The sequence below is a fragment of the Alphaproteobacteria bacterium genome, assembly GCA_020638555.1.
GTDB lineage: Bacteria > Pseudomonadota > Alphaproteobacteria > Bin95 > Bin95 > JACKII01.
Map to the genome: position 1 here is coordinate 85,945 of JACKII010000004.1, position 24,672 is coordinate 110,616.

Consider the following 24,672-nt stretch of genomic DNA (forward strand, 5'->3'; position numbering starts at 1 on the left):
GTCGGAGCCGGCCTTTTGGAGGGATGGCGTTCACCATAGCAGAAAACGCCACCCGCACCGCACTTATCGCGCGAAAAAGACCGGCCCGACCGGCCCGGTTGCCGGATCAGGCGAAGGTGGCCGTCACCTTGCCGAGCGGGCCGAAGTCCGCCTCCGCCACGCAGGGCGTCGGACACGGAATGACGCCGGTGGCCGAGCCCGTGGTCACGAACTGCCCTTTCTCCAGGGTCACACCCCTGGCGGAGAGGAAGTTCGCAAACCAGGTCAGCGCCTCCAGCGGGTGCCCCATCATGGCAGAGCCCTTGCCCCGGCCCTTTTCCTCGCCGGAGAAGGTCAGCACCACCTCGGTCTCGGCGCAGTCCTTCCCCTTCCAGTCGGGGAATTCGTGGCCGATCACGAAGCGGCCGGTGCCGCCATGATCGGAGACCGAGCCCAGCGCGCCCAGGCTGTGGCCGTCCGCCAGACGCCGCTCCGGGATCTCGAAGCCGACGATCAGCGCGCCGACCGCGGCCTCCACTTCGGCCCGGGAATACGGCTCCTTGCGAGGCGGCAGGTCGGCGGCCATGCGGAAGGCGTATTCGCTTTCCACGATCGGCCCCAGCATGTCGGCGTGTTTGTAGGTCACGCCGTTCTGGTCGACCATGTCGGCGGTGATGAAACCGACGAAGGGGGCGGAAAGCCCCATCGCCTGTTGCGCCGCCGCCGCGGTCGCGCCGATCTTCCAGCCGACCACGGGCTTGTCGTTGACCGCAAAGATGGCCGACCAGATCGCGGCCGCTTCCGCCTCGGTCTTGGGTTTGAGGGCGTCCGGAAGGTCGGCCTCGCGCCGGCGGGCGGCGTTGGCGTTCATCAGGAACTGGGCGGCGTCGCGGATCTGGTTTGGCGTCATCAGGCGTTCTCCTGCCGGGCTTTTACGATGTCATCTGCCAGCCGGCCGGAGAGTTCCTGCAAATGGTGGAAGCGCCATTCGAAACTGCCGACGCCCATGGTGAGCGAACGCAGTTCGACGATCATGTCGCGGATTTCCGCCTGGGGCATGTGCGCTTCGACCTGATCCCAGCCGGACCAGCCTTCGCGGGCATCATACCCCAAAATCTGCCCGCGTCTGCCCGACAAGAGGCGTTGAACCGCCGCAGTCGCGCTGTCGGGCGTGTAGACCGTCACATGCGCAATCGGCTCCAGCAGCACCGGCTTGCAGTTGGCCAGGGCCTCCTGCACCGCCATGCGGCCGGCGGTCTTGAACGCCTGCTCGGAACTGTCGACCGAATGGTGCTTGCCGTCGGTGAGCGTGACCTTCAGGTCGACCACCGGGAAGCCGAGCGGGCCACGCTGGATCGCCTCGCGCATGCCGCTTTCCACCGCCGGGATGTACTGGCGCGGCACCGCGCCGCCGACCACGGACTCCTCGAACACTTCCCCATCGCCGCGCCCCAGCGGCTCGACCGTGATCTGCACGTCGCCGAACTGGCCGTGGCCGCCGGACTGGCGCTTGAAGCGGGCATGATGGCTGGTTCCGCCCTGGATGGTCTCGCGGTAGGGCGTGGCGACCGGGTCGGTCTGAACCGCAACACCGAAGCGGTTCTTCAGCCGGTCGAGCGCGATGGCCACGTGCTGCTCGCCCTGGCCGCGCAGTACGAGCTGGTGCAGTTCCGGGTCCTGATCCACCTGCAACGAGGGGTCGTCGTCGCGCAGCTTCTGCAAGGCCCCGGAGAGCTTGACCTCGTCCTGGCGGTTTTCGGCATGGACGGACACGGAATAGGTGGAGGGCGGCGGCTCCGGCCAGTCGTCGATCCTGCTCCGGCCGCCATCGGCCAGCAGCAACTCGCCGGCGGCCAGGCTCTCGACCCGGCCGATGGCGACAACCTGGCCGGTCTCGGCCACGGCGCGCTTGGCCGTCTTCTCCCCCTGCACGGATAGCAGCGTGCCCAGCTTCTCGCCGCCGAGGCTGTCGCCCTCCTTGACCGTGCCGGTGAGCACGCGGCCGAGCGAAAGCTTGCCCGCATGGCCCGCGTGCAAGGTCTTGAACACCTGCACCGCCGCGGGTCCGGACGGATCGCAGCCGAACCGCTCCGCGGTCAGGGCGGGGCTGGGCGTGTCGTGGCGCAGCGCCTTCAGCAGCCGACGCACGCCATGATCCCGCTCGCCGGCGCCGATCAGTACCGGGACGACCAGATCCTGGCCTACATCGGTCTGGAGATAGCCGTAAATGTCCTCCTTGGCCGGAACCCGGTCTTCCAGGAGTTGTTCCAGCAGGGCGTCGTCATAGTCCGCCAGAGCCTCCAGCATTTCCTGGCGCGACTCCTCCTTGCGGTCGAGGAATTCGTCCGGAATGGTGATCAGTTCCGAGGGCTCGCCCTCCTGGTAGCGATAGGCCCGCTCGCTGATCAGGTCGACATAGCCGGTGACGTGTTCGCCGTCGCGGATCGGCACCTGGCGCAGCACCAGCGGACGCGCGGACACGGCCTGGTAGGCCTCCATCACGTCGCGCACGCGCATTTGCGTCGTGTCCATCTTGTTGATGAACAGCATGTGCGGGATGGAGTGTTCGTCGAGAAAATGCAGCAGCGGCGCGATGGTGAGCGCCCGCTCGGGCTGGGGCTCGCAGACGACGACGGCGATATCGGCGGCCATGCAGGCGGCCTTGGCCTCCTGTGCCAGTTCGATGGAACCGGGGCAATCCAGCACGGTCCAGCGGTCGCCCAGATAGTCGAATTCGGCAACGTTGACCTCGGTGCTCATGGAGCGAGCGCGGGCTTCCGCGCTGGCATCGCCGACCGTGTTCCCCTCTTTCACGGAGCCCTTGCGGCCCACCGCGCCGGCGATGTGCAGCATGCTCTCCATCAGGGACGTCTTGCCGGAGAGATAGGGGCCGACAAGCACGGCGCAGCGTGGCGGTCTGATGCCGTTGTCGGCTCCGGTGGCAATGGTGTCTGGCATAGGCGCGAACTCCCGGTTCCGGTGTTACCGGCGCGTTTCCAAGCCTGACCATCGAGGCGCTGGACCGCGCCGTTGCTCCATGCTGCGACAGGCCGGCGCGGGTGTGCAACGAAAAAGTCATGCACCCGCCGGAGCCGGCGCGGATACGACGCCCGCATTCCCGTGCCATAGGCATCGGCAATCCCCTTGCCATAGGCAATTGCCAGTCCGGGACGCGCGCAATACGCTCGCGGTCTGCCGAAACGCTCCACGCGACACCGAGGAAACCGCCGCCATGACCGACGCCCAGGCCCGCCTGCCGCTCTCCCGCTTCAAGGTTCTGGACATCACCCGCGCCCGCGCCGGACCCACCGCCGTGCGCCACCTGGCCGACTGGGGCGCCCAGGTGATCCGCATCGAGCAGCCGGTCGGCACCGGCAATGACGATGCGGCCGCGGGCGCGCGCCATGGCTTCGATTTCCAGAACCTGCACCGCAACAAGCGCGCCATGACGCTCGACCTGAAAAGCGAGGCCGGCATGGCGATCTTCATGGAGTTGGTGAAGGACGCCGACGTCATCCTGGAGAATATGCGCTCGCAGGTGAAATTCCGGCTCGGCATCGACTATGAGTCCGTGCGCAAGATCAACCCGCGCATCGTCTATGGCTCGATTTCCGGCTTCGGCCAGGATGGCCCCTACGGCCCCCGCCCCGGCGTCGACCAGATCGCCCAGGGCATGGGCGGGCTCATGTCCATTACCGGCCTGCCGGGCCAGGGGCCGGTGCGGGTCGGCATTCCCATCGCCGACCTGACGGCGGGCGGCTTCCTCGCCCAGGGCGTGCTGATCGCCCTGCTCGACCGGGAGGTGACGGGGGTCGGACGCTGGGTCACCACCTCGCTGCTGGAAGCGCAGATTGCCATGCTGGACTTCCAGGCGGCGCGCTGGCTCATCGCCGGCGAAGTGGCGAAGCAGGCGGGCAACGACCACCCGACCGGCATTCCCACCGGCCTGTTCCCGACCAAGGACGGCCAGGTGAATATCGCCGCCTCGGGCCAGAGCCTGTGGGAGCGGTTCTGCAACGCGTCCGGCCTGGAAGGGCTGATGAGCGACGAGCGCTTCCGCGGTCGCGACGAGCGCTCGCGCAACCGCCACGAACTGAACGCGCTGATCGCCGAGACCACCAAAACCCAGACCACCGACTATTGGATCGAGACGCTGAACGATGCGGGCGTGCCCTGCGGCCCGGTCAACACCATCGACAAGACCTTTGCCGATCCCCAGGTGCAACACCTGCGCATGGCCCGGCCGATGCAGCACCCGGACTTGGGCGAGGTGCGGGTGGTGGCGCAGCCGAACAACATTTCCGGCTACGAGAAAGACATCCGCATCGCCACACCGGACCTCGGCCAGCAGACCGCGGACATTCTGCGGGAGATGGGCAAGTCCGATACGGACATCGCCGCGTTGCGGGAGGCCGGGGTGATCTGACATCCGACGCCGCAATCGGCGAGCCCTGTTCCCCGGACGGTGCGGAGCGCCGATCCGGGGCCGGTGTCAGCATGCGAACACGGACGACTGCGGTGTTCGAAGGAGGACACCGATCCCGGCCCACCGCTCCGCGGCGGCCGGGAAACATTGCGGGTCGATTCAAACCGCCGGGCGGGCCAGGAACCGTGCCAGGCCATCGCTCTCCGCCACGATATCGGCCAGCGTGTAGCGGTCCAGCGTGGCGACGAAGGCGGTAATGGCTTCCTGCATCGGCCGCGGCAAGCCGCAAACAGGCGCGATCAGGCAGCCAATGCAATCGATCAGACGCAAATCCGGTTCGGTGTGGCGCACGACGTCGCCCAGGCCGATCTGATCGGCCGGCCGCGCCAGCGAAACGCCGCCGCTGCGCCCGCGGGTGCTGGCCAGATACCCCCCGTTGACCAGGTCGTGCACCACCTTAACCAGATGGTGCTGCGAAATGCCGTAGCAGCCCGCGATCTCAGGGATCGGCACGGTGCGGCCCGGATTCACCGCGACGTGAAACAGCACGCGAAAAGCATAATCCGTAAAGCGCGTTAGGCGCATATGGCCCTGTCCCTTTCTGTCTCTCCAGAGTCAGCGGGAGAGAACATCCCGCTTGCCTTCGCGTCAAATTCATAATACATGTATTAAATATACATGATTTAGAGCAAGGTGGATCGACGGATGCAGGTTTCGTTCTTTCGCCAGCCGCCATCAGGCGACGCGACATGAACGATTTCCCCATTGCGCACGGCTTGCACGTGCTGGCTGTCTTGATGTGGATCGGCGGCGTCGGCTTCGTCACGCTGTCGCTGCTGCCCTCGGCGGCGTCGCTGCCGGAGGCGTCGCGGCTCGACGCATTTCACCGGCTTGAGCGCCGCTTTGCCCCCCAGGCCCGGATCTGGGTGTTGCTGGCCGGGGTCAGCGGCTTCTGGATGGCTTGGCGCGCCGATCTGTGGAGCCGGTTTGCCGACCCCGACGCGTGGTGGATGACAGCCATGGTCGTCGTATGGGCGATCTTCTGCGTGATGCTGTTCGTGGTCGAGCCGTTGTTCTTGCACCGCCGGCTGGCACGGTCGCCGGCCCCGGCGCGGGATTTCCGACGCATGGTCGTCCTGCACCGGGTGCTGCTGGCCCTCAGCCTGATCACCGTGTTCGGAGCCGCGGCCGGCAGCCATGGGCTCTAGCGAATGTCCAACCTCGGATGAAGGGGCATACCATGTCCACCACCACACGCTTGTGGATCGGCCTCACGACACTCGTCGTGGCCAGCTTTGCCGTGATGCTTTGGCTCGGCTCCGACCTGATGCGAACCGCGCCGCCCATGCCCGAACGGGTGGTCAGCGCATCCGGCCGGACCGTGTTCACCCGCGCCGACATCGAGACGGGCCAGCAGGTCTGGCAATCAATGGGCGGGCAGCAACTGGGCAGCGTCTGGGGCCATGGCGCGTTGGTGGCGCCGGACTGGTCCGCCGACTGGCTGCACCGCGAGGCGGAAGCCCGGCTGGATGCGGCCGCACGGGCCGAGGGCGCCGCTGACTACAAGGCACTCGAACCGCACGAACGGACCGCCTTGCAGGCGCGCATGGAGCCGGCGCTGCGTGCCAACGGGTATGACGCCGCCACCGGCGTCCTCACCATCCCGGATGAGCGGGCGGCCGCCATCGCCGTGGTGTCGCGCCATTACGACAGCCTGTTTTCCGCCGATCCGGCCACGCATGACCTGCGGATCGCCTATGCGATGAAGGAGGACACGCTGCCGGAGCCGGAAAGCCGGGCAAAACTGAACGCATTCTTCTTCTGGAGCGCCTGGGCCACCGCCGCGGATCGGCCCGGAGACACCGTCAGCTATACCAACAACTGGCCGTCGGAGCCACTGGTCGGCAATGAGCCGACGTCCGGTACCTTTATGTGGTCGGTGTTCTCGATCCTGTTCATGATCGCCGGCATAGCCTTGCTCGGCTGGCACTATGCCGCCTGGCATGGCAAGGAAGAACCTCTGGCCCCGCCGGCGCGCGACCCGCTTCAGGGCCTGACACTCACGCCGTCGATGAAGGCCAGTGCCAAATATTTTTGGGTCGTCATCGCGCTCATGCTGGTGCAGATCGCGCTGGGCGCGACCACCGCGCACTATCAGGTGGAAGGACAGGATCTCTACGGCATCGACCTGTCGCAAATCCTGCCCTACAGCCTGACCCGCAGCTGGCACACCCAGCTTGCCGTGTTGTGGATCGCCACCGCCTGGCTCGGCACCGGCCTCTATATCGCACCGGCCATTTCCGGCCACGAGCCGAAATTCCAGCGGGCGGGCGTGAACTTCCTGTTTGTCTGCCTGCTGGTCATCGTGGTCGGCGCGTTTGCCGGGCAATGGTTCGCGGTGATGCAGAAAATGGGGCTCGAAACCAATTTCTGGTTCGGCCATCAGGGTTGGGAATACGTCGATATCGGCCGGTTCTGGCAGGCCTTCCTGTTCGTCGGGTTGATCGTCTGGCTGCTGCTGGTCGGTCGGGCGCTGTGGCCGGCAATCCGGCGCAAGGACGACATGTCCTCCATCGTCGTGTTGCTGTTCCTGTCGACCATTGCCATCGGCCTCTTCTATGGCGCCGGCCTGATGTATGGCTCGAAAAGCCATTTGTCCGAGGTCGAGTACTGGCGCTGGTGGGTGGTGCATCTGTGGGTCGAAGGCTTTTTCGAGGTGTTCGCGGTCGCGGTCATCAGCTTCCTGTTCGTGAAGCTGGGGCTGGTGCGCGGCCGCACCGCGACCGTCAACGTGTTGTTCGCCACCGTCGTGTTCCTGTCCGGCGGCATTCTCGGCATGTTCCACCACCTCTATTTCGTCGGCACGACCATGGCCGGGGTGGCCATCGGCGCGAGCTTCTCCGCCCTGGAGGTGGTGCCGCTGGCGCTGATCGGCCTGGAAGCCATGGAAACCTGGCAGCACAGCCGCGCCACTTCCTGGATGCAGCGCTACAAGTGGCCGATCATGTTCTTCCTGGGCGTCAGCTTCTGGAACCTGGTCGGCGCCGGCCTGTTCGGCTTCCTCATCAACACGCCGATCGCGCTCTATTACATGCAGGGCCTGAATCTGACGGCGCTGCACGGGCACACCGCGTTGTTCGGGGTCTATGGCCTGCTCGGCATCGGGCTGATGCTGTTCTGCCTGCGCGGCCTGCGCGACGACGTCGCCTGGAACCACGGTTGGTTGCGCGGCAGCTTCTGGTGCTTCAATATCGGTCTGGCGCTGATGGCGTTGCTGACCCTGTTGCCGCTAGGTGTGCTGCAATTGCAGGCGGTTCTGGAGCACAGCTACGCCTATGCCCGCTCGGCCGACTTCATGAACCAGCCGATGATTCACCTGCTGGTGTGGATGCGCATGCCGGGCGATCTGATCTTCGCGGCCGGCGCGCTGCTGCTGGCCGCGTTCGTGGCGCTGCAATGGCTGCGGCCGAAGCGCGTGGCGGACCGGTCGGCGCCCTCCGCCCGACAGCCGGCGGAGTAAGGCGCAACGGCCGGGCGGAGTTGCTTCCGCCCGGCCGCGCCCATCATCGAACCCCATGATCGAGTTCTATCCCCAGGTCCACGCGCTCCATGTCGCCGCCATCTCGCTCAGCGGCCTATGGATGCTGTTGCGAGGGTTGGTGTTGTTGGCGGGGATGCGCTGGGCGCGCGGGGCCGCGGCCTGGACGGTCAGCCTGGCCATCGATGGCACGGTCCTGACCGCAGCCGCCATGCTGCTCACCATGCTGCCGGCCGAGATGTTCGCCAACCACTGGCTCACCGCCAAGCTGGCGTTCGTGGCGATCTATTTCGCGGCGGGCTATGCCGCGTTCCTGGCGCAACGCCGCCGCCGCTGGCTGGCGCTGATGCTGGCCGTCGCGATGATCGCCTACGGTCTCGCCTATGGCATCGCGCGGGCGCACGACATGCTGGGCTGGTGGGCGGTCTGGGGCCTGTAGATTTGGGGGCCTGTAGATCTGGGGGCCTGTAACGCGCAGCCTCACCCCAGCCGATACACCCGCGCCGCGGTGTCGTGATAGAGCGCCGCCTTTTCCGCCGCGGAATAGTTGGCCGTCAGCCGCTTGAACGAGTTCCAGAGCACGTTGTAGCTGCACGCCACCTTGTCGACCGGGAAATTGCTTTCGAACATGCAGCGCTCGACCCCGAAAATTCCGATCGTGTGTTCGTAATAGCGCCGGGTCCGCTCCATCAGCTCCTGCGAGGACGGCGGCTTGGGGCGATCCTGCCAGGCAAAGCCATTCACCGGCATGACCAGCCCGCCCAGCTTTGCCATCACGTTCGGGCATTCGGCCAGCTTGTCGATGTTGGCGCGCCAGGCCGCGAACACCTCCTCTTCCCGGCCAGCATAGGGGCCGACGCCGATGGGGCCGCCGAAATGGTCCAGGATGATGGTGGTGTCGGGAAAGGCCTTGGCCAGGTCCGTCAGTTCCGGGATCTGGGTGTGATAGCACCAGGCCTCGAAGGTCAGACCGCGCGGCGCCAGATGCCGGAAGCCGGCACGGAAGGTGGCGTCGCCATACATGCCTTGCGGCGGGTTGGTGCGATGGTTCTCCACCGCCGGCGAGGCGTCCCAGGTCGCGCCGACGCGGATACCGCGGAAGCGGCCATTGCCGGCGGCGATCTGCGCGTCCAGCGCCTCGCCCGAGGGCTTGTCGCCCTGGCGGAGCGGCGCCGTGCCGACAATCCCCGCCGCGATCCGCGTCTTGCCATAGGCGCCGGAGGCACACATGGCGGCGATGCCGTTCACGAACTCGGTCTCGCCGACGCAGCGCATGTGCTCCGGCCCGTCCGCCCGGAACATGGCGCCGCATTCGATGAAGACGGTGGAGACGATGGTGTGGCCGCTGGAGACGTCCGCCAGCATCTCGTCCAGCAGATAGCGCTTTTGCACGTAATGGCCGCCGCGCGCATCCCACAGATGATGGTGCGGGTCGATGATCGGCAGGTCCGGCTCCAGCGTCTCCTCTTGGGTGAGGTCGAGCCAGGCGGCGTTCTCGGAGGGGCGCATGGCGGGCGTGTCCTTTTTGCGTGGGTTGCCGCGATCCTATTCCGAAACGGCGCACGCGCCTATAGCATGGTCGGCCCAAGAGAAACGCCCCAACATCCCAGCGGAGGACACCCCAATGAGCCCATCCCTCGACGGCAAGGTCGCCATCGTCACCGGCGCGTTCCGCGGCCTCGGCCGCGCCTATGCGGAAGGTCTGGCCCGCGAGGGCGCGGCGGTGGTCTGCGCCGACGTCCGCTATTGCGACGACACGGTGGCCGGCATCGTCCGCGCCGGCGGCAAGGCGGTGGCCGCTACCTGCGACGTGACCGACATGGCCGCCTGCCAGGCCATGGCCGACCTGGCGCTGGAGCGCTATGGCCGCGTCGACGTGCTGGTGAACAACGCGGCGCTCTACGCCAACATGAAGGGCGGCAAGTTCGACCAGCTCGAACCGGCGGAATGGCAGAAAATGCTGGACGTGAACGTCACCGGCATGTGGCATTGCTGCAAGGCGGTGATCGAGCCGATGCGCAAGCAGAAAAGTGGCTCGATCATCAACATCTCGTCGCTGGCCGCGGTCTACGGCTTCCCGTTCGGCGTCCACTACGCCATGAGCAAGGGCGCGGTGATTGGCATGACCCGCGCCATGGCCCGCGAGATCGGGCGCGACTTCATCCGCGTCAACGCCGTCGCCCCGTCCGCGGTGATGACCGAGGGCACGAAGGAGTTTTTCGGCGAGCGCCTCGACAAGGCCGCCGGCGTCATCGCCGGCAACCAGGCGTTGCAACGCAGCCTGGAAGCGGACGATCTGGTCGGCACCATCGTCTATCTGGCGAGCGACGCCAGCAAGTTCGTGACCGGCCAGACCATCATGGTCGATGGCGGCACCGTGTTTCTGTAAGGCGCTCTGCGATGCCCGCCCTCGCCTACCCCAACGCCCCCGCCGCCGCGGGCATCCGCTCGCGCTTCGCCGACAACGGCAACGGCCTGACCCTGCACTATCTGGAGGCGGGCTGGCAGGACGCCGCCGACAAGCCGCTGGTGCTGTTGCTGCACGGCTTTCCGGAACTGGCCTATAGCTGGCGCAAGGTGATGCCGGCACTGGCGGCGGCCGGCTATCATGTGATCGCACCGGACCAGCGCGGCTATGGCCGCACGCTGGGCTGGGACCCGGGCTATGACGGCGATCTCGGCTCCTTCCACGCGCTGAACCTGGTGCGGGACGTGCTGGGGCTGCTGCATGCGCTCGGCCGGCGCGAGGTGCGGATGGTGGTGGGGCACGATTTCGGCGCCATGGTCGCGGCCTGGTCCGCGCTGGTGCGCCCGGACGTGTTCCGGCGCTGCGTGCTGATGAGCGCCCCTTTCTCCGGCCCGCCCGGCCTGTCGCTGCCGCAACCGGCGCGCGACGTGCACGCCGACCTCGCCGCGCTGGAACGGCCGCGCAAACACTATCAGTGGTACTATTGCTCCCGCCTTGCCAACGGCGACATGCAGGGCGCGCCGCAGGGGATGCAGGCCTTCCTGCGCGCCTATTTCCACCAGAAAAGCGCCGATTGGGCCGCCAACCGGCCGCAGCCGCTGGCGGCGTGGACCGCCGCGGAACTGGCGAAACTTCCCACCTATTACGTTATGGACCTGCACGAGACCATGCCGGAAACGGTGGCGCACGAAATGCCCCCGCCGGCGGAGATTGCCGCCTGCGCATGGCTGCCGGAGGACGAGTTGGCCGTCTATGCCGCGGAATACCGGCGCCTGGGCTTTCAGGGCGGGTTGAACTGGTATCGCTGCCGGATCGAGCCGCGGTTCCGGGCGCGGGAGCAGGTGTTTGCCGCGCGGACCATCGACGTGCCGACCTGGTTCATCGCCGGAGCCAGCGACTGGGGCACACACCAATCGCCCGGCGCGTTCGAGGCGATGCAGGCCCGCGCCTGTACCGACTTCCGCAGCGCCCATTTGCTGCCCGGCGCCGGCCACTGGGTGCAGCAGGAACAGGCCGCCGCCGTGTCGCGATTGCTGGTGGAAGCCGCGGCGGCGTGACCGGCTAGAGCAGTTTCCGTTCGCCTTGGCTCACGGGGGGCTGCTCTATCTCATTGATTGGACGCAATTATCCTAGTCATGCAATGAGTCCATTGCACTTGAAATGGCTTTAGCGGAGCAGAATGCGGGCCGCCACTGGCCGGTGGTCGGAATACCCGCGCCGCTCGCGCTCGCAATAGCCGTTCTGCTGCATCAGAATGGCGGACCGCCCGCGCCAGCCGCGGCCCCGGTCGGCGACGAACACGAAATCCATGATCGAATTGAACCGCCGGTCGCACTGTGTCCCGGTCGCCGGGCAGCGTCCCTTGGCAATGCAAGGCACCGGAAGCCAGACCAGGCCCGGATCGGCGGTGAAGATCTCGAACGCCTCGTTGCCGCGGCGCTTGCGCGGGTCGTAATCGAAATTGTAGTCGCCCACCAGGATCGCCGGCCGGTCCTGCGCCAGCACCCAGTCGCGGATCAGGCGGGCCTGCCGGTTTCGCCGCTCCGCATCCCCTCGGTTGAAGTGATTGACGATGAACAGGAAATCGAGGCGTTTCGCGCGATACGCGAACTGCGCCACCAACGCCTTGCGCGAACCGGGAAACCGGTCGAGTTCGCGCACATCGTCCAGCGCCAGCGTGGCCGCGTTGTAGAGGATCGCCACCCGGTCCTCGTTGCCGTTGCGCGCCAGGATCGGCTTGAACGCGGCGCCGGGCCGGCTGGCGGCCCGCGCATAAACGTTCAGGTCCGCCGCGTTCTGAACCTCGGCGAGACCGAACAGGTCCACCGCGCCGGCCTTGCTGATCGCCGCAATGTCCTCGGCCACGCGAGCCGGCTGGGTGTCGTCGTCGGATTCGACGTTGAACGAGACCACGGTCAGGACCTGGGCCATCACCGACGTAGCGCCGGTCAGCGCCAGCAGCGCAAGGGCGAATGCAAGGAGGAAGACTGGCATCGGGGGCTCCGGGGCCGAGCGCGCACGGCCGAAACGAAGAGCGGCGGATGAAAGGGCTATACGCCAAGGCGACCCGATTGGGCCATTGCCGGTTGGTTGCACCCATGATCGATAGCGTGCTACTGAATCCCCCCGCGGGCAAAGAGGCCATGACCTCCAGCCCGCCATGCCGAAGACCCGACATGGACCCATGACGGCCGCCGCCGGACAACCGACCACCGTCTCTTCCTTCAGCACCGCCGAGCGCTGGCTCGCGACCGCGGCGGCGCTGGCGGCGTTTTTCACGTCGATCTTCACCAGTTCCATGACGAATGTGGCGATCCCGCACGTGATGGGCGCGTTCGGCGTTGGGCAGAGCCAGGCGCAGTTTCTCTCGACCGCGTTCCTGGCCATGAACACCACCGGCCTGCTCGCCAGTTCCTGGACGCTGGCCAAGATCGGCCAGCGGAACACCTTTTTCCTGGTCATGTCGGTGTTTGCAGGCGCCAGCGTGCTGGCCTTTCTGGCGCCGACGCTGGAGATCATGATCGTCGCGCGGGTGTTCCAGGGGTTTGCCGCCGGATTGCTGCAACCGCTGGTCATGCTGGTGCTGTTTCAGGTGTTTCCGCTGGAAAAACGCGGCCTCGCCATGGGCATGTTCAGCATGGGCGTGACCGTCGCCCTCGGCATGGGGCCGGCGCTCGGCGGCGTCACCATTGATGCGATCAGCTGGCGGTCGATCTTCCTGATCCCGATCCCGGCCTGCCTGATTGCCGGTTTTCTCGGCATGCTGTTCCTGCCGGCGGAGGATCACCGGGCGGAGGCCGGCCGGTTCGACGTGCTGGGGTTCGTGCTGATCAACACCTTTGTCTTCGGCTGGTTCACGTACCTGGGCAACGGCCAGAAATGGGGCTGGAGTTCCGATGACCTGATGATCCTGCTGGCCATAACGCTGGCCGCGGGCATCGCCTTCATTGCGTCGCAAAAGCGCAAGAACGCCTCGCTGCTGGATCTGAGCCTGTTTTCGAACGGCCGGTTCGTCAATGCGCTGGCCTGCTCGTTCTTTTTCGGCTTCGGCAACTTTGCCAGCGTCTATTCGTTTTCGATTTTCGGCCAGATCGTCCAGGGCTTCACGCCCACGATTGCGGGCTCGATGCTGCTGCCGGGCAGCTTTTTCGCGGCGGCCATCCTTCCCCTTGCCGGCCGGGTTTCGGACAAGGTCCCGGCGCCGATCGTGATGGTGTTCGGCTCGGTGATCATCGTTGCCAGCGTTTCCATGCTGACCGGCGCCGATGCCAACACCGTGTTCTGGTATGTTGCGATTTCGCTGTTGATCGGCCGGGTCGGCTCCGCCTTTGTCTCACCCGCCCTCAACACCACGGCCATCGGCGCGCTGACCCCGCAACAGATGCGCCGCGGCGCCGGCGTCACCAACCTGTCGCTGATGCTGGGCGGGTCGACCGGCATCAGCATCTATGTGGTGCTGCTGGAAATGCGGATCGAGTTCCACGCCAACCAGCTGGGCGCCACGCAGACCGCCGCGAACAGCACGACCGTGGAGATGCTGGGTAAGGTCGCCGGCCAGTTGGCCGGCACCGGCATGCCCGACGCGGTGCAGCAGGGCATTGCCATGCATTACCTCAACAGCGTCGTGACGGCACAGGCCAACATGCTGGGTTTTCAGGACGGATTCTTCTTCCTGACGCTCGTGGCCCTGGGACCCTTGATTCCGACGTTGTTCCTGTTGCGAAAGCGGCGCTAGATTACCTGCCTGAGACTTCAACAATCAGGAGAACGCCGGATGAATGCGCATATGGGACAGACGGGCCTTGCCCCGATCGACGTCAGCGATCCGGAACTCTATCGCGCCGACACCTGGCAGCCGCTGTTCGCCAGGCTGCGCGCCGAAGACCCGGTGCAATACGTGCCGGAAAGCGAATTCGGCCCCTATTGGTCGGTGACCAAATACAACGACATTATGACGGTGGAGCTGGACCCCGGCACCTATTCCTCGGAGCCCGGCATCACCATCCGCGACACGCCGGACGTGGTGCGGCGCAAGAGCTTCATCCAGATGGACCCGCCCCAGCACACCGCGGAGCGCAAGACCGTCGCCCCCATCGTCGCCCCGACGAACCTGAAGAACATGACCGACACCATCCGCCAGCGCACGCAATTCGTGCTGGACGGCCTGCCGCGCGGGCAGGAATTCGACTGGGTCGATCAGGTCTCGATCGAGCTCACCACCATGATGCTGGCAACGCTGTTCGACTTCCCGTGGGAGGAGCGGCGCAAGCTCACCTACTGGTCGGACCTTTCCACCTTCACCGACTATGGCGCACCGGACGCGCTCGCCACCGACGAGTTCGACAAGTTCGAGAAGCTGAAGGACATGGCCGCCTATTTCGGCCGCCTCTGGGACGAGCGCAAGGACCAGCCGCCGCGCTTCGACCTGATCTCCATGCTGGCCCACTCGCCGGCAACGCAGGAAATGGACCTGAAGAAATTCATGGGCCAGTTGACCCTGCTGATCGTCGGCGGCAACGACACGACGCGCAATTCCATGAGCGGCGGCCTGTGGTATCTGAGCCAGAACCCGGAGGAATTCGCCAAGGTCCGTGCCGACCACGGCCTGGTGCCAAAGCTGGTGGCCGAGACCATCCGCTACCAGTCGCCGATCATCCACATGCGCCGCACCGCCACCCGCGACGCGGACCTGGCCGGCCGCAAGATCAAGGCCGGCGACAAGGTCATCATGTGGTACATTTCCGGCAATCGCGACGAGGAGGTGATCGAGGACGCCGACCGCTTCATCGTCGACCGCCGCAAGCACCGCCAGCATCTGAGCTATGGCGCGGGCATCCACCGTTGCGTCGGCGACCGGCTGGCGGACCTGCAATTGCAGATCCTCTGGGAGGAAATCCTGAAGCGCGGCTTGCAGATCGAGGTGCTGGACCGCCCGACCCGGTCGGTCTCCAACTTCATCCGCGGCATCAAGAGCATGCCGGTGAGGATTGCAGCGTAGTCGGCCCCTCCTCCCGAGCTTTCCCGGAAGGCCGCAGGCCTGTCCGGGACCCCTTTCCGAGGCGGAGCGAAAGCCACAAGAGACCCCGGACAGCGCTCCGCGCTTCCGGGGAAGCTCGGAGGGTGGCTTCCTGGTAAGCTTGGAGCATGCCCCCCCCCAGGTAGGCTTGGAGGGTGGCTTCCGAGGGAGCCTCGGAAGGTGGCTTCGGGGCTTTCCGCAACGGTCCGGCATCCCTGGCCGCAGTCGTTTGCGTCTCAGCGACAACGCGCATTCCTTGACACCGCCCCTGGCCCCTCGGACTCGGCCCATTCCCGAGCTTTCCCGGAAGGCCGCAGGCCTGTCCGGGACCCCTTTCCGAGGCGGAGCAAAGGCCGCAAGAGACCCCGGACAGCGCTCCGCGCTTCCGGGGAAGTTCGGGGTGCGGTTTCCGGGGGCGTTTGAATTGTGGCATCGGGGGAAGTTCGGAGTGCGGTTCGGGGCTTCTCAGCCATCGCCCGCCCGTTATGCTAAACGTCCAATCAAAGCCAAGAACAGACCGGAGGTCCCTGCCCCATGAACGCCCCGCTTCCCTCCCTCGACCTCGCCACGCTCGACGTCGCGGACGACGAACTGTACCGCACCGACACCTGGTACGAGCCGTTCGCCTTGCTGCGGCGCGAGGACCCGGTGCACTTCTGCCCGGAGAGCGCCTTCGGCCCCTACTGGTCGGTCACCAAATACAACGACATCATGCAGGTGGAACTGGCGCACGACACCTATTCCAATCAGGTCGGCGGCATCCAGGTGCGCGACCCCAAGCCGGGGCTGGAGACCGAAAGCTTCATCCGCATGGACCCGCCGCGGCACACGATCGAGCGCAAGACCGTCGCGCCGATCGTCGCGCCCTTCAACCTGAAGAACTTCACGCCGATCATCCGCGACCGCACCAATTACGTGCTCGACAGCCTGCCGAAGAACGAGGCGTTCGACTGGGTCGACATGGTCTCGATCGAACTCACCACCATGATGCTGGCGACGCTGTTCGACTTCCCGTGGGAGGAGCGCCGCAAGCTCACCTACTGGTCGGACGTGGCCACCTTCACCGATTACGGTGCGCCCGACGCCCTCGTCCGCTCCGAGGAAGAGCGGTTCGAGGAACTGAAGAAAATGGCCGAGTATTTCCGCGCCCTCTGGGACGAGCGGCGGGAGCAGGAGCCGCGCTTCGACCTGATCTCCATGCTGGCCCACGGCCAGGAAACCAAGGAGATGTCGCTGCGGGAATTCATCGGCAATCTGGGCCTGTTGATTGTCGGCGGCAACGACACGACGCGCAACAGCATGAGCGGCGGCCTCTATTACCTGAACAAATTCCCGGACGAATACGCCAAGGCCCGCGCCGACCACGGGCTGGTGCCGAAGCTGGTGGCCGAGACCATCCGCTACCAGACCCCGGTGATCCACATGCGCCGCACGGCGCTGAAAGACACCGAACTGGGCGGCAAGCAGATCCGCAAGGGCGACAAGGTGGTCATGTGGTATGTCTCCGGCAACCGCGATGAAGAGGTGATTCCGGACGCCGACAAATTCATCGTTGACCGGGCGAAGCCGCGGCAACATCTAAGCTATGGCGCCGGCATCCACCGTTGCGTCGGCGACCGGCTGGCGGACCTGCAATTGTCGATCCTGTGGGAAGAGATCCTGAAACGGGACCTGCGGATCGAAGTGCTGGAAGAGCCCGTGCGCCTGAAGAGCAATTTCATCCGCGGCATCCGCAAAATGCCCGCCATCATCCACGCCTGACAGAGTGAAGGACCCTCGCCCCATATGACCACCACCGTCTCCACCCTCTCCAACGGCCTGCGCATCGTTACCGACCGGATGGACCATGTGGAGACCGCCTCCCTCGGGGTCTGGGTCGGCGCCGGCACACGGCACGAAACCGAAGCCGTGAACGGCGTCTCGCACCTGCTGGAACACATGGCCTTCAAGGGCACGGCACGGCGCAATCCGGCCGAAATCGCCATCGCCATCGAAAATGTCGGCGGCATCATCAACGCCTATACCAGCCGCGAGCAGACCGCCTACTATGCCAAGGTGCTGGCGGACGACGCCCCGCTGGCGCTGGATGTGATCGGCGACATCATCTGCAACAGCACGTTTCCGGAGGATGAACTGGAGCGCGAGCGCCAGGTCATCCTCCAGGAAATCGGCCAGGCGGCGGATATGCCGGAGGATGTGGCGTTCGACACGTTCCAGGCCATCGCCTATCCCGACCAGGCGGCCGGCCGCACCGTGCTGGGCGACCCGCAGGTGGTGCGGAACCTGCCGCGCGCCGACATGATCGCCTACATGCATGCCCGCTATCGCCCCTCCCGCCTCGTGCTGGCGGCGGCCGGCAAGGTGGACCACGACGCCTTCGTGCGCGCGGTCGAGGCCCAGTTCGGCCACTGGCAGCCGGGGGAAAGCGAGGCGCCGGAGCCCGCACGCTACAAGGGCGGCTATGCCAAGGTCGCGCGCGAGGGCGAGCAGGCCCACATGATTTTGGGCTTCCCGGCGCTGTCCTACCTCCACGAGGATTTCTACGGGTTGCAGGTGCTCTCCACCCTGTTCGGCGGCGGCATGTCCAGCCGCCTGTTCCAGGAGGTGCGGGAGAAGCGCGGCCTGGTCTATTCGATCTATTCCTTCGCCAGTGGCATGCTCGACCACGGCGTGTTCGGCATCTATGCCGGCAGCGGCCCCGAGACCGCGCACGAGGTCTGCGAAATCGTCACGCGCGAGTGCCGCAATCTCTCCGGCTCGGTGACGGAGGAAGAGGTCGCTCGGGCACGGGCACAGCTCAAGGCGCAAATCCTGATGGCGCGCGAGAGCACCGGGCAGCGCGCGGAACAGGCGGCAACGCAATTGCTCGCCTTCGGCCGCCGGCGCGAGGTCGAGGAGATCGTCGCGCGGGTCGAGGCCGTGGACACGGCCAAGGTGGCGGATCTGGCCGCGCTCGTGTTTTCGGGCGACCCAACCTTCGCCGCCGCCGGCGCCGTCAATACCCTGCCGCCGCAGGACCAGATGCGGGAATGGCTGGACGCCTGAACGGCTCGCTTCCTACCCTCCGGCCTTGGCGGCCACCCAGCGCGCTTCCAGCCGCTCCATGTCCTCCGCCCGCAGGTCGGAGCCTTCGGCGCGGGCGGCGGCCTCCATCGCCTGGAAGCGCCCGGAGAATTTGCGGTTGGCGAGGCGCAGCGCCTCTTCGGCGTCCGCCCCGGCCTTGCGGGCGAGTTGGGCGGCGGCGAACAACAGATCGCCGATTTCCTCCCGCACTGCTTCCGGATCGCCGGCGGCGAGCGCCTCCTCGATCTCCGCCATTTCCTCGCGCAGCTTGTCGAGCACGCCGGCGGTGTCCGGCCAGTCGAAGCCGGTGCGGGCGGCGCGCTTGCCCAGCTTCTCCGCCCGCATCAGCGCCGGCAGGGCGAGCGGCACGTCATCCAGCACGCTCGGCTCGCGGCCGGCGCGCGCGGCTTTCTCCGCCCGTTCCCGCGCCTTCTGCCGCTCCCAGGCATCGGTCTGGGCGGCGGCGGTGCGCACCTCCGCATCGCCGAACACGTGCGGGTGACGGGCGATCATCTTGTCGTTGATGGCGCGGGCCACGTCCTCGAAGGCGAACGCGCCTTCCTCGTTCGCCATCTGCGCGTGGTAGACGACCTGTAGCAGCAGGTCGCCCAACTCCCCTTTCAGGTCGTCCAAATCGGCCCGGTCGATGGCGTCGGCGACCTCGTAGGCTTCCTCGATCGTGTAGGGCTTGATGCTGGCGAAATCCTGCTCCCGATCCCAGGGGCAGCCGCCGTCCGGGTCGCGCAGCTTGGCCATGGTGGCGAGGAGGTCGTCGATGGCGCTGGATGGGACGGCCATGGGGCGGGAGTCTCTCTGGGCTTCGGCAATCGGCAGGGTTAGGATAGCGCGGCAGAGGAGCGCTTGCCCATGTTACAAAGCAACTTCGCCGGCCTGGTCGACGACCGCCCCGAAGACAATCTGTTCCGGGTACACCGCCGCATCTACACGGGCGAGGACGTGTTCGCGGCCGAGATGGAGCGGATTTTCGAGCAGTCCTGGACCTATGTCTGCCACGAGTCGCAAATCCCGAAGGCGGGCGATTACTACGCGACCAAGCTGGGGCGGGAGCCGGTGCTGATCAACCGCCGCGACGACGGTTCGGTCGGCGGCCTGCTCAACGCCTGCGCCCATCGCGGCGCGCTGCTGAACCCGACCCAGCGCGGCAATTCCCGGGTGCTGGTCTGCCGCTATCATGGCTGGAGCTTCTCCGCCAATGACGGCCGCTGCGTCCGCATCAAGGATGCCTCCGGCGAGGACCCGGCCTGCTATGCCCTGCGGAAAGTCCCGCGGGTGGAGAGTTACAAGGGCTTCGTCTTCGCCACGCTGAACGAGCAGGCTCCGCCGCTGGCCGAGCATCTGGGTGCGGCCGCCACCATCATCGACCTGCTGGCCGACCAGTCGGGCGAGGGCATGGAGGTGCTGCCGGGCGTCTCGTCCTACATCGTCGACGGCAATTGGAAGCTCCAGGCGGAAAACGGCGTCGACGCCTATCACGTGACCACCGTGCACCGGAATTTCGCCAACACGGTCAAGCGGCGCGACCAGTTGCTGGGCCACAAGGGCCTGAAGTCGACCGATGTCGGCCGCTTTTCCGGTGCGTTGAAGAACGGCACCTACGACCTCGGCCATGGGCACACCGTCATCTGGACCATGCGCGGCGACCCCGCCGCCGCACCGCTGTGGGAAGCGAAGGACGAGATCGAGCCGAAAGTGGGGCCGGTGAAGTGGGATTGGATGTGCGGGCGCGGCCGCAACCTGTTCCTGTTCCCGAACCTGTTCCTGATGGACCAGTCGTCGACGCAAATCCGGGTGTTGATCCCGCTCTCGCCCAGCCGGACCGAGGTGAAGGTCTATTGCCTCGCCCGCAAGGGGGAGAGCCGGGCGGCGCGGGCGGCGCGGCTCAACAAGTTCCGCGACTTTTTCCTCGGCTCGGGCCTCGCCACCACCGACGATTCCGCGGCGCTGGAGGACACCCAGTCCGGCGCCCATGCCAGCGCCGAGCCCTGGAACGTGTTCCGGCGCGGCTGGGACGGCTATTCGCAAGGCCCGGACGAGGAGGCGAAGGCGTTGGGCCTGAACCCGGTCGCCTCCAACAGCCGCTGGGACCCGGAAACCCATTATGTCGGCCAGTATCGCCGCTGGCGGGAGTTGATGAGCGATGGGTGAGGTCGCGGTGACACCCTCCCACCCGCCGTCATTGCGAGCCGGAGGCGTGGCAATCCAGATGAGCGTCCCCGTCTCGTCGGGCCGTTGGCCTGGATTGCCTCGTCGCTCCGCTTCTCGCAATGACGGCGGCGTGCGGGGCGGGAGGTCCGGCGCATGACCCCCTTCCCCTCCCCCACCCTCCAACTCGAAGTCGAGCGCCTGCTCTACCGCGAGGCCTATTGCCTGGATACGCGCGACTGGCAGGGCTGGCTCGGCTGCTATTGGGACGACGCCAGCTTCTGGATGCCCGCCTGGGCCAACGAAACCGAACTGACCCGGGACCCCGAAGTCGAACTGGCGCTGATGTACATGCCGGACAAGACCGGCCTCGACGACCGCGTCTACCGCATTCTCAGCCGCGACAGCTATGCCTCGACGCCGATGCCGCGTTCGTGCCACGTGGTCGGCAATGTGCTGATCCTGGACGGAACCGCCGATGCCCTGACCGTGGCGGCCAGCTGGACCGTGCACCTCTACCACATGCACAAGGGCGGGCGCGTCCATGGCGGCCGCTACGAATACCGGTTGGAACGGCGCGACGATGCGTTGAAGATCGCCGCCAAGAAGGTCGTCTTCCTGAACGACAAGGTCGACGTGCCGCTGGATGTCTACAATGTCTGAGCCCCAAAGGTCAGAGCCCCAAAGGTCAAAGCCCCTGCCATGCTAGCCCTCGCCAAGATCGCGCCGGAAGAAGGCGGCGTTGCCGTCGGCCACTATCCCGAGCCCTCGCCCGGTCCCGGCGAAGTGCTCATCCGGATGCAGGCCGCGGGCATTTGCGGCACCGACATGCAGATCTACAAATGGGCGCCGCGCATGCGCGCCCGCGTGCAGGTGCCGCGCATTCTGGGGCATGAGATGGCGGGCCATATCCACGCCGTCGGCGAGGGCGTCACGCGGCTGAAGCCGGGCGATTTCGTCTCTCTGGAAAGCCACATCTTTTGCGGCCATTGTCGCCAGTGCCGCGCGGGCCAGGCGCATGTCTGTCAGAATCTGGGCTATCCCGGCATTTCCATCGACGGCGGCTTTGCCGAGTGGTGCGTGGTGCCGGAGCAGATTTGCTGGGTGAACCCGCCGGATCTCGACCCCTATATCGCCGCCATGCTGGAGCCCTACGGCATCAGCGTCTATGCCAGCGCCGTCGGCACCGGCGTTGCCGGCCAGAGCGTGCTGGTGAACGGCTGCGGCCCGATCGGCATGATGAATGTCGCCACCGCCCGCGCACTGGGCGCGGCGCGGGTGCTGGCGGTCGACCCGAATCCGAAACGCCGCGCCATGGCAGCTCAAATGGGCGCCGACCGCACCCTCGACCCGATGGAAGAGGACGTGGCCAGGGTCTGCCTCGACATGACCGGCGGCTATGGCATCGACGTCGCGATCGAGTATTCCGGCACCCCCGCCGGCTTCGAGGCCTGCACCACGTCCTTGCGCAAGGGCGGCGAATTCCGTCTGGTCGGCGGCCCGCCGGAGCCCCACGCCGTCACCTTCGCCCAGTGGATCTACAAGGCCGTCACCGTGCACGCGGTGCATGGGCGGCGGCTCTGGGGAGATTGGGTGCTGGGGCAGGACCTGCTGGCCGCCGGCAAGGTCGACATCTCGCCGCTGGTCAGCCACGTGCTGCCTCTGTCGGAAAGCGCCCGCGGCTTCGACCTGATCCTGGCCGGCGAGGCGCTGAAGCCGATTCTGGTGCCGGACCGGGGCTGAGCGTCCGCCTAGCCGGCTTTTCCCAGCGATTGCCCGACGGCAATGACGCACAGACGGTGCGGCTCGGCAACCGTCGCCGACACCGCGACCTGGAACAGATAGACGTCGCCCCGAAGTTGCAGTTGCACCTGGCGCGGGGCGTGATCGCGCAGGGTTCCCAGAATGGCGTCCCGCAATGGCGCGGCCGCCTCACCCACGTCCAGCAGAACATCGAGGGCGGCAAGGTTGGCATCGACCACCCGGCCCGCATCCGACACCCAGACCACCGGCCCCGGCAAATGCGCGAGCGCGCCGCCGGCCGGCGGCAGCACCACAACCTGCGATGGTCGCTGCTCGCGGCCATCTCGGCCTTCCCGATTGGGACAATCCCGGTCGTGTACGAGTGTCAGCATGGTCTTCGTTAGTATCGATTCGCCCCCTCCGGGTAGCAGTCTTATGATTAAGGATGAATAAACACGGCGAATCGCTTGACAGCCGCTACCACGCCACGACACTGCCGCCCTACCCCATACGAGAGGACCCTTCCATGAACGGCGCCGAAGCCCTGATGTCCGTTGCCAAACAAGCCGGGACCGAAATCTGTTTCGCCAACCCCGGCACGACCGAAATGCCGATGGTCATGGCCATGGACTCGGCGCCCGGCATCCGGCCCGTTCTGGCGCTGCACGAGAATGTGTGCAGTGCCGCCGCCGACGCCTATGGCCGTCTGGCCGGCAAGCCCGCCATGACCATCACCCATCTGGGGCCGGGCTTCGCCAATTCCTGTGCCAACCAGCACAATGCGCGGCGCGCCTTCTCGCCGATCTTCAACGTCATCGGCCAGCATTCGACCTGGCACTATGACGCCGACGCGCCGCTGGCCATGGATATCCTGGGACTGGCCGGCACCGTCTCGGGCTGGGTGCGCGAGACCAAGGGGCCGGAAACCGTGGCCCAGGACATTGTCGACGGCATCACCTTCGCGCTCGGCCAGCGTGGCCGCATCGCCTCGCTCAGCTTTCCGCACGACCACCAGATGGCCGACGTCCAGGCCGACCCGGTTCTGGGCACGCCGGAACCGCTGGGCGCCATCGACGGCGCGCTGGTGGATCGGGCGGCGGCCATGCTGAAGAACGGCAAGAAGACCGCGCTGCTGCTGGGCGGCACCGCGCTGAAAGAGGCCGGCCTGATGCTGGCAGCGAAGCTGAAGGCCGCCCATGGCTGCGACCTGGTGATCGAGGGCTCGTTCTCGCTGATGGAATGCGGCGCGGGCCTGCCGGACCATATCCGCATGCCCTACCCGCCGGAACCGGCCCAGGCGCTGATGGACTCCTACGAACAGGTCATCGTCATCGGCACCAAGCTGCCGGTCAGCTTTTTTGGCTGGCCGGACGCGCCGAGCCAGTATCTGCGCGGCCGCGATGGCGTCCTGCATGTGGCCGACCAGGTCGACGACGCGGTGACGGCGCTGGACGCGCTGGTGCAGGGCACGGGCGCGGCCGGCGCGACCCCGTCCGTCACCCGCCTGGAGGTGCCGGGCGTGCCGACCGGCGCACTGACGCCGGACCTGCTCTGCCAGGTGTTCACGGCAATGCAGCCGGAAAACGCGGTGATCGTGCCGACGGCGGTGACCACCGGCCGGCTCTACGGCCCGATGTCGACCAAGCTGCCGCGGCACACCCAGATCAGCCTTTGCGGCGGCGCCATCGGCGAAGGCCCCGGCCTGGCCCTGGGCGCGGCGCTCGCCTGCCCGGACCGGCCGGTACTGAACCTGCAGGCGGATGGCTCCGGCGCCTATCTGCCCCAGGCCTTCTGGAGCCAGGCGCGCGAGGGCGCGAACGTGACGACGGTCATCTGCTCGAACCAGCGCTATGCCATTCTCCAGGGCGAGATGACCCGCGCCGGCCTGAACCAGCCGGGGCCGCACTCCATGGCGCTGACGCAGTTGGACAATCCGCCCATGGACTGGGTCTCGATTGCCAAGGGCTTCGGTGTGCCCGGAGTGAAGGTCGACACCTGCGAGGGCCTGGCCGATGCGATGAAGCGGGCCATGGCGACGCCGGGGCCGAACCTGATCGAAGCGCGGATCTGAGCCGCGCTCGGTCCCGGCTCGCCGCTCCGCAGCGGCCGGGACACACCGGGGGCGAGGTTGGAGGAACCAAACCCACGGTGTACCCCGGAGGTGGCAGAGCCGCCATCCGGGGCCGGCCGCAGCGTGCGACTACCGTCCGGCCCGTCCTCGCGAGAGCGACCGATCCCGGCCCTCGCCTCCGGCTCGGTCGGGACACATCAGAAAG

The 24,672-nt window shown here is 66.7% G+C and carries 21 protein-coding genes; 14 read left to right on the plus strand and 7 right to left on the minus strand.

What is annotated here, in order from left to right:
* Positions 1-106: 106 nt before the first annotated feature.
* Both H6844_14380 and H6844_14385 read right to left on the minus strand, forming a co-directional pair.
* Positions 107-889 (minus strand): hypothetical protein, encoded by a 783-nt coding sequence (locus H6844_14380; protein ID MCB9930587.1) that lies wholly within the window; start codon positions 887-889, stop codon positions 107-109.
* Complete coding sequence (locus tag H6844_14385) at positions 889-2,937, minus strand: elongation factor G (protein MCB9930588.1); 2,049 nt, start codon at positions 2,935-2,937, stop codon at positions 889-891. Before H6844_14385 ends, H6844_14380 begins: the two co-directional genes overlap by 1 nt.
* A 274-nt stretch (positions 2,938-3,211) precedes the next feature.
* Here H6844_14385 and H6844_14390 point away from each other — a divergent pair, with 274 nt between their 5' ends.
* Positions 3,212-4,405: a CoA transferase gene (locus H6844_14390; protein ID MCB9930589.1), complete on the plus strand. Its 1,194-nt coding sequence runs from the start codon at positions 3,212-3,214 to the stop codon at positions 4,403-4,405.
* Positions 4,406-4,564: 159 nt separating this feature from the next.
* Here H6844_14390 and H6844_14395 read toward each other — a convergent pair whose 3' ends face one another.
* The gene (locus tag H6844_14395) at positions 4,565-4,990 is read right to left on the minus strand and encodes an Rrf2 family transcriptional regulator (GenBank protein MCB9930590.1); all 426 of its coding nucleotides are present in this window, start codon (positions 4,988-4,990) and stop codon (positions 4,565-4,567) included.
* Between the two features lie 164 nt (positions 4,991-5,154).
* On the opposite strand from H6844_14395, the gene H6844_14400 reads away from it, so the two are divergent.
* Genes H6844_14400 through H6844_14410 form a run of 3 tightly spaced genes read left to right on the plus strand, consistent with a single transcriptional unit; the run spans position 5,155 to position 8,382 of the window.
* Positions 5,155-5,613 (plus strand): hypothetical protein, encoded by a 459-nt coding sequence (locus H6844_14400; protein ID MCB9930591.1) that lies wholly within the window; start codon positions 5,155-5,157, stop codon positions 5,611-5,613.
* A gap of 32 nt (positions 5,614-5,645) precedes the next feature.
* Positions 5,646-7,925, plus strand: coding sequence for a nitric-oxide reductase large subunit (locus H6844_14405; protein ID MCB9930592.1), 2,280 nt, complete (start codon positions 5,646-5,648; stop codon positions 7,923-7,925).
* Positions 7,926-7,980: 55 nt separating this feature from the next.
* The gene (locus H6844_14410; GenBank protein MCB9930593.1) at positions 7,981-8,382 is read left to right on the plus strand and encodes a SirB2 family protein; all 402 of its coding nucleotides are present in this window, start codon (positions 7,981-7,983) and stop codon (positions 8,380-8,382) included.
* Between the two features lie 41 nt (positions 8,383-8,423).
* On the opposite strand, the gene H6844_14415 is transcribed toward H6844_14410, so the two are convergent.
* Positions 8,424-9,452, minus strand: coding sequence for an amidohydrolase family protein (locus H6844_14415; protein ID MCB9930594.1), 1,029 nt, complete (start codon positions 9,450-9,452; stop codon positions 8,424-8,426).
* 115 nt (positions 9,453-9,567) lie between these two features.
* Here H6844_14415 and H6844_14420 point away from each other — a divergent pair, with 115 nt between their 5' ends.
* Both H6844_14420 and H6844_14425 read left to right on the plus strand, forming a co-directional pair.
* Positions 9,568-10,332: a glucose 1-dehydrogenase gene (locus H6844_14420; protein MCB9930595.1), complete on the plus strand. Its 765-nt coding sequence runs from the start codon at positions 9,568-9,570 to the stop codon at positions 10,330-10,332.
* Positions 10,333-10,343: 11 nt separating this feature from the next.
* A complete protein-coding gene (locus H6844_14425) occupies positions 10,344-11,468 on the plus strand; it encodes an alpha/beta fold hydrolase (protein ID MCB9930596.1) in 1,125 nt (374 codons plus the stop codon).
* A 109-nt stretch (positions 11,469-11,577) separates the two neighbouring features.
* On the opposite strand, the gene H6844_14430 is transcribed toward H6844_14425, so the two are convergent.
* Positions 11,578-12,405, minus strand: a complete 828-nt coding sequence (locus H6844_14430) for an endonuclease (protein ID MCB9930597.1) — start codon at positions 12,403-12,405, stop codon at positions 11,578-11,580.
* A gap of 190 nt (positions 12,406-12,595) precedes the next feature.
* Here H6844_14430 and H6844_14435 point away from each other — a divergent pair, with 190 nt between their 5' ends.
* The 4 genes from H6844_14435 to H6844_14450 all read left to right on the plus strand — a co-directional run bounded on the left by H6844_14435 (position 12,596) and on the right by H6844_14450 (position 18,472).
* Positions 12,596-14,146 (plus strand): DHA2 family efflux MFS transporter permease subunit, encoded by a 1,551-nt coding sequence (locus tag H6844_14435; GenBank protein ID MCB9930598.1) that lies wholly within the window; start codon positions 12,596-12,598, stop codon positions 14,144-14,146.
* A 39-nt stretch (positions 14,147-14,185) separates the two neighbouring features.
* A complete protein-coding gene (locus tag H6844_14440) occupies positions 14,186-15,409 on the plus strand; it encodes a cytochrome P450 (GenBank protein ID MCB9930599.1) in 1,224 nt (407 codons plus the stop codon).
* Positions 15,410-15,961: 552 nt separating this feature from the next.
* Positions 15,962-17,188 (plus strand): cytochrome P450, encoded by a 1,227-nt coding sequence (locus tag H6844_14445; GenBank protein MCB9930600.1) that lies wholly within the window; start codon positions 15,962-15,964, stop codon positions 17,186-17,188.
* Between the two features lie 24 nt (positions 17,189-17,212).
* Positions 17,213-18,472 carry an insulinase family protein gene (locus H6844_14450; GenBank protein ID MCB9930601.1) on the plus strand — a complete coding sequence of 420 codons (1,260 nt, stop codon included), beginning with the start codon at positions 17,213-17,215 and terminating at the stop codon, positions 18,470-18,472.
* 12 nt (positions 18,473-18,484) lie between these two features.
* Here the strand turns inward: H6844_14450 and mazG are convergent, their stop codons facing one another.
* On the minus strand, positions 18,485-19,288 hold the full coding sequence (gene mazG / locus H6844_14455) for a nucleoside triphosphate pyrophosphohydrolase (GenBank protein ID MCB9930602.1): 804 nt from the start codon (positions 19,286-19,288) through the stop codon (positions 18,485-18,487).
* 69 nt (positions 19,289-19,357) lie between these two features.
* On the opposite strand from mazG, the gene H6844_14460 reads away from it, so the two are divergent.
* The 3 genes from H6844_14460 (at position 19,358) to H6844_14470 (ending at position 22,396) form a co-directional block, all read left to right on the plus strand.
* Positions 19,358-20,656 carry a Rieske 2Fe-2S domain-containing protein gene (locus H6844_14460; GenBank protein MCB9930603.1) on the plus strand — a complete coding sequence of 433 codons (1,299 nt, stop codon included), beginning with the start codon at positions 19,358-19,360 and terminating at the stop codon, positions 20,654-20,656.
* Positions 20,657-20,809: 153 nt separating this feature from the next.
* The gene (locus H6844_14465) at positions 20,810-21,316 is read left to right on the plus strand and encodes an aromatic-ring-hydroxylating dioxygenase subunit beta (GenBank protein MCB9930604.1); all 507 of its coding nucleotides are present in this window, start codon (positions 20,810-20,812) and stop codon (positions 21,314-21,316) included.
* A 39-nt stretch (positions 21,317-21,355) separates the two neighbouring features.
* Entirely contained in the window at positions 21,356-22,396 is a 1,041-nt protein-coding gene (locus H6844_14470) for an alcohol dehydrogenase catalytic domain-containing protein (protein MCB9930605.1), read from the plus strand.
* Between the two features lie 8 nt (positions 22,397-22,404).
* Here the strand turns inward: H6844_14470 and H6844_14475 are convergent, their stop codons facing one another.
* Positions 22,405-22,788: a hypothetical protein gene (locus H6844_14475; GenBank protein MCB9930606.1), complete on the minus strand. Its 384-nt coding sequence runs from the start codon at positions 22,786-22,788 to the stop codon at positions 22,405-22,407.
* A gap of 134 nt (positions 22,789-22,922) precedes the next feature.
* On the opposite strand from H6844_14475, the gene H6844_14480 reads away from it, so the two are divergent.
* Positions 22,923-24,467, plus strand: coding sequence for an acetolactate synthase large subunit (locus H6844_14480; GenBank protein ID MCB9930607.1), 1,545 nt, complete (start codon positions 22,923-22,925; stop codon positions 24,465-24,467).
* Positions 24,468-24,672 lie beyond the last annotated feature (205 nt).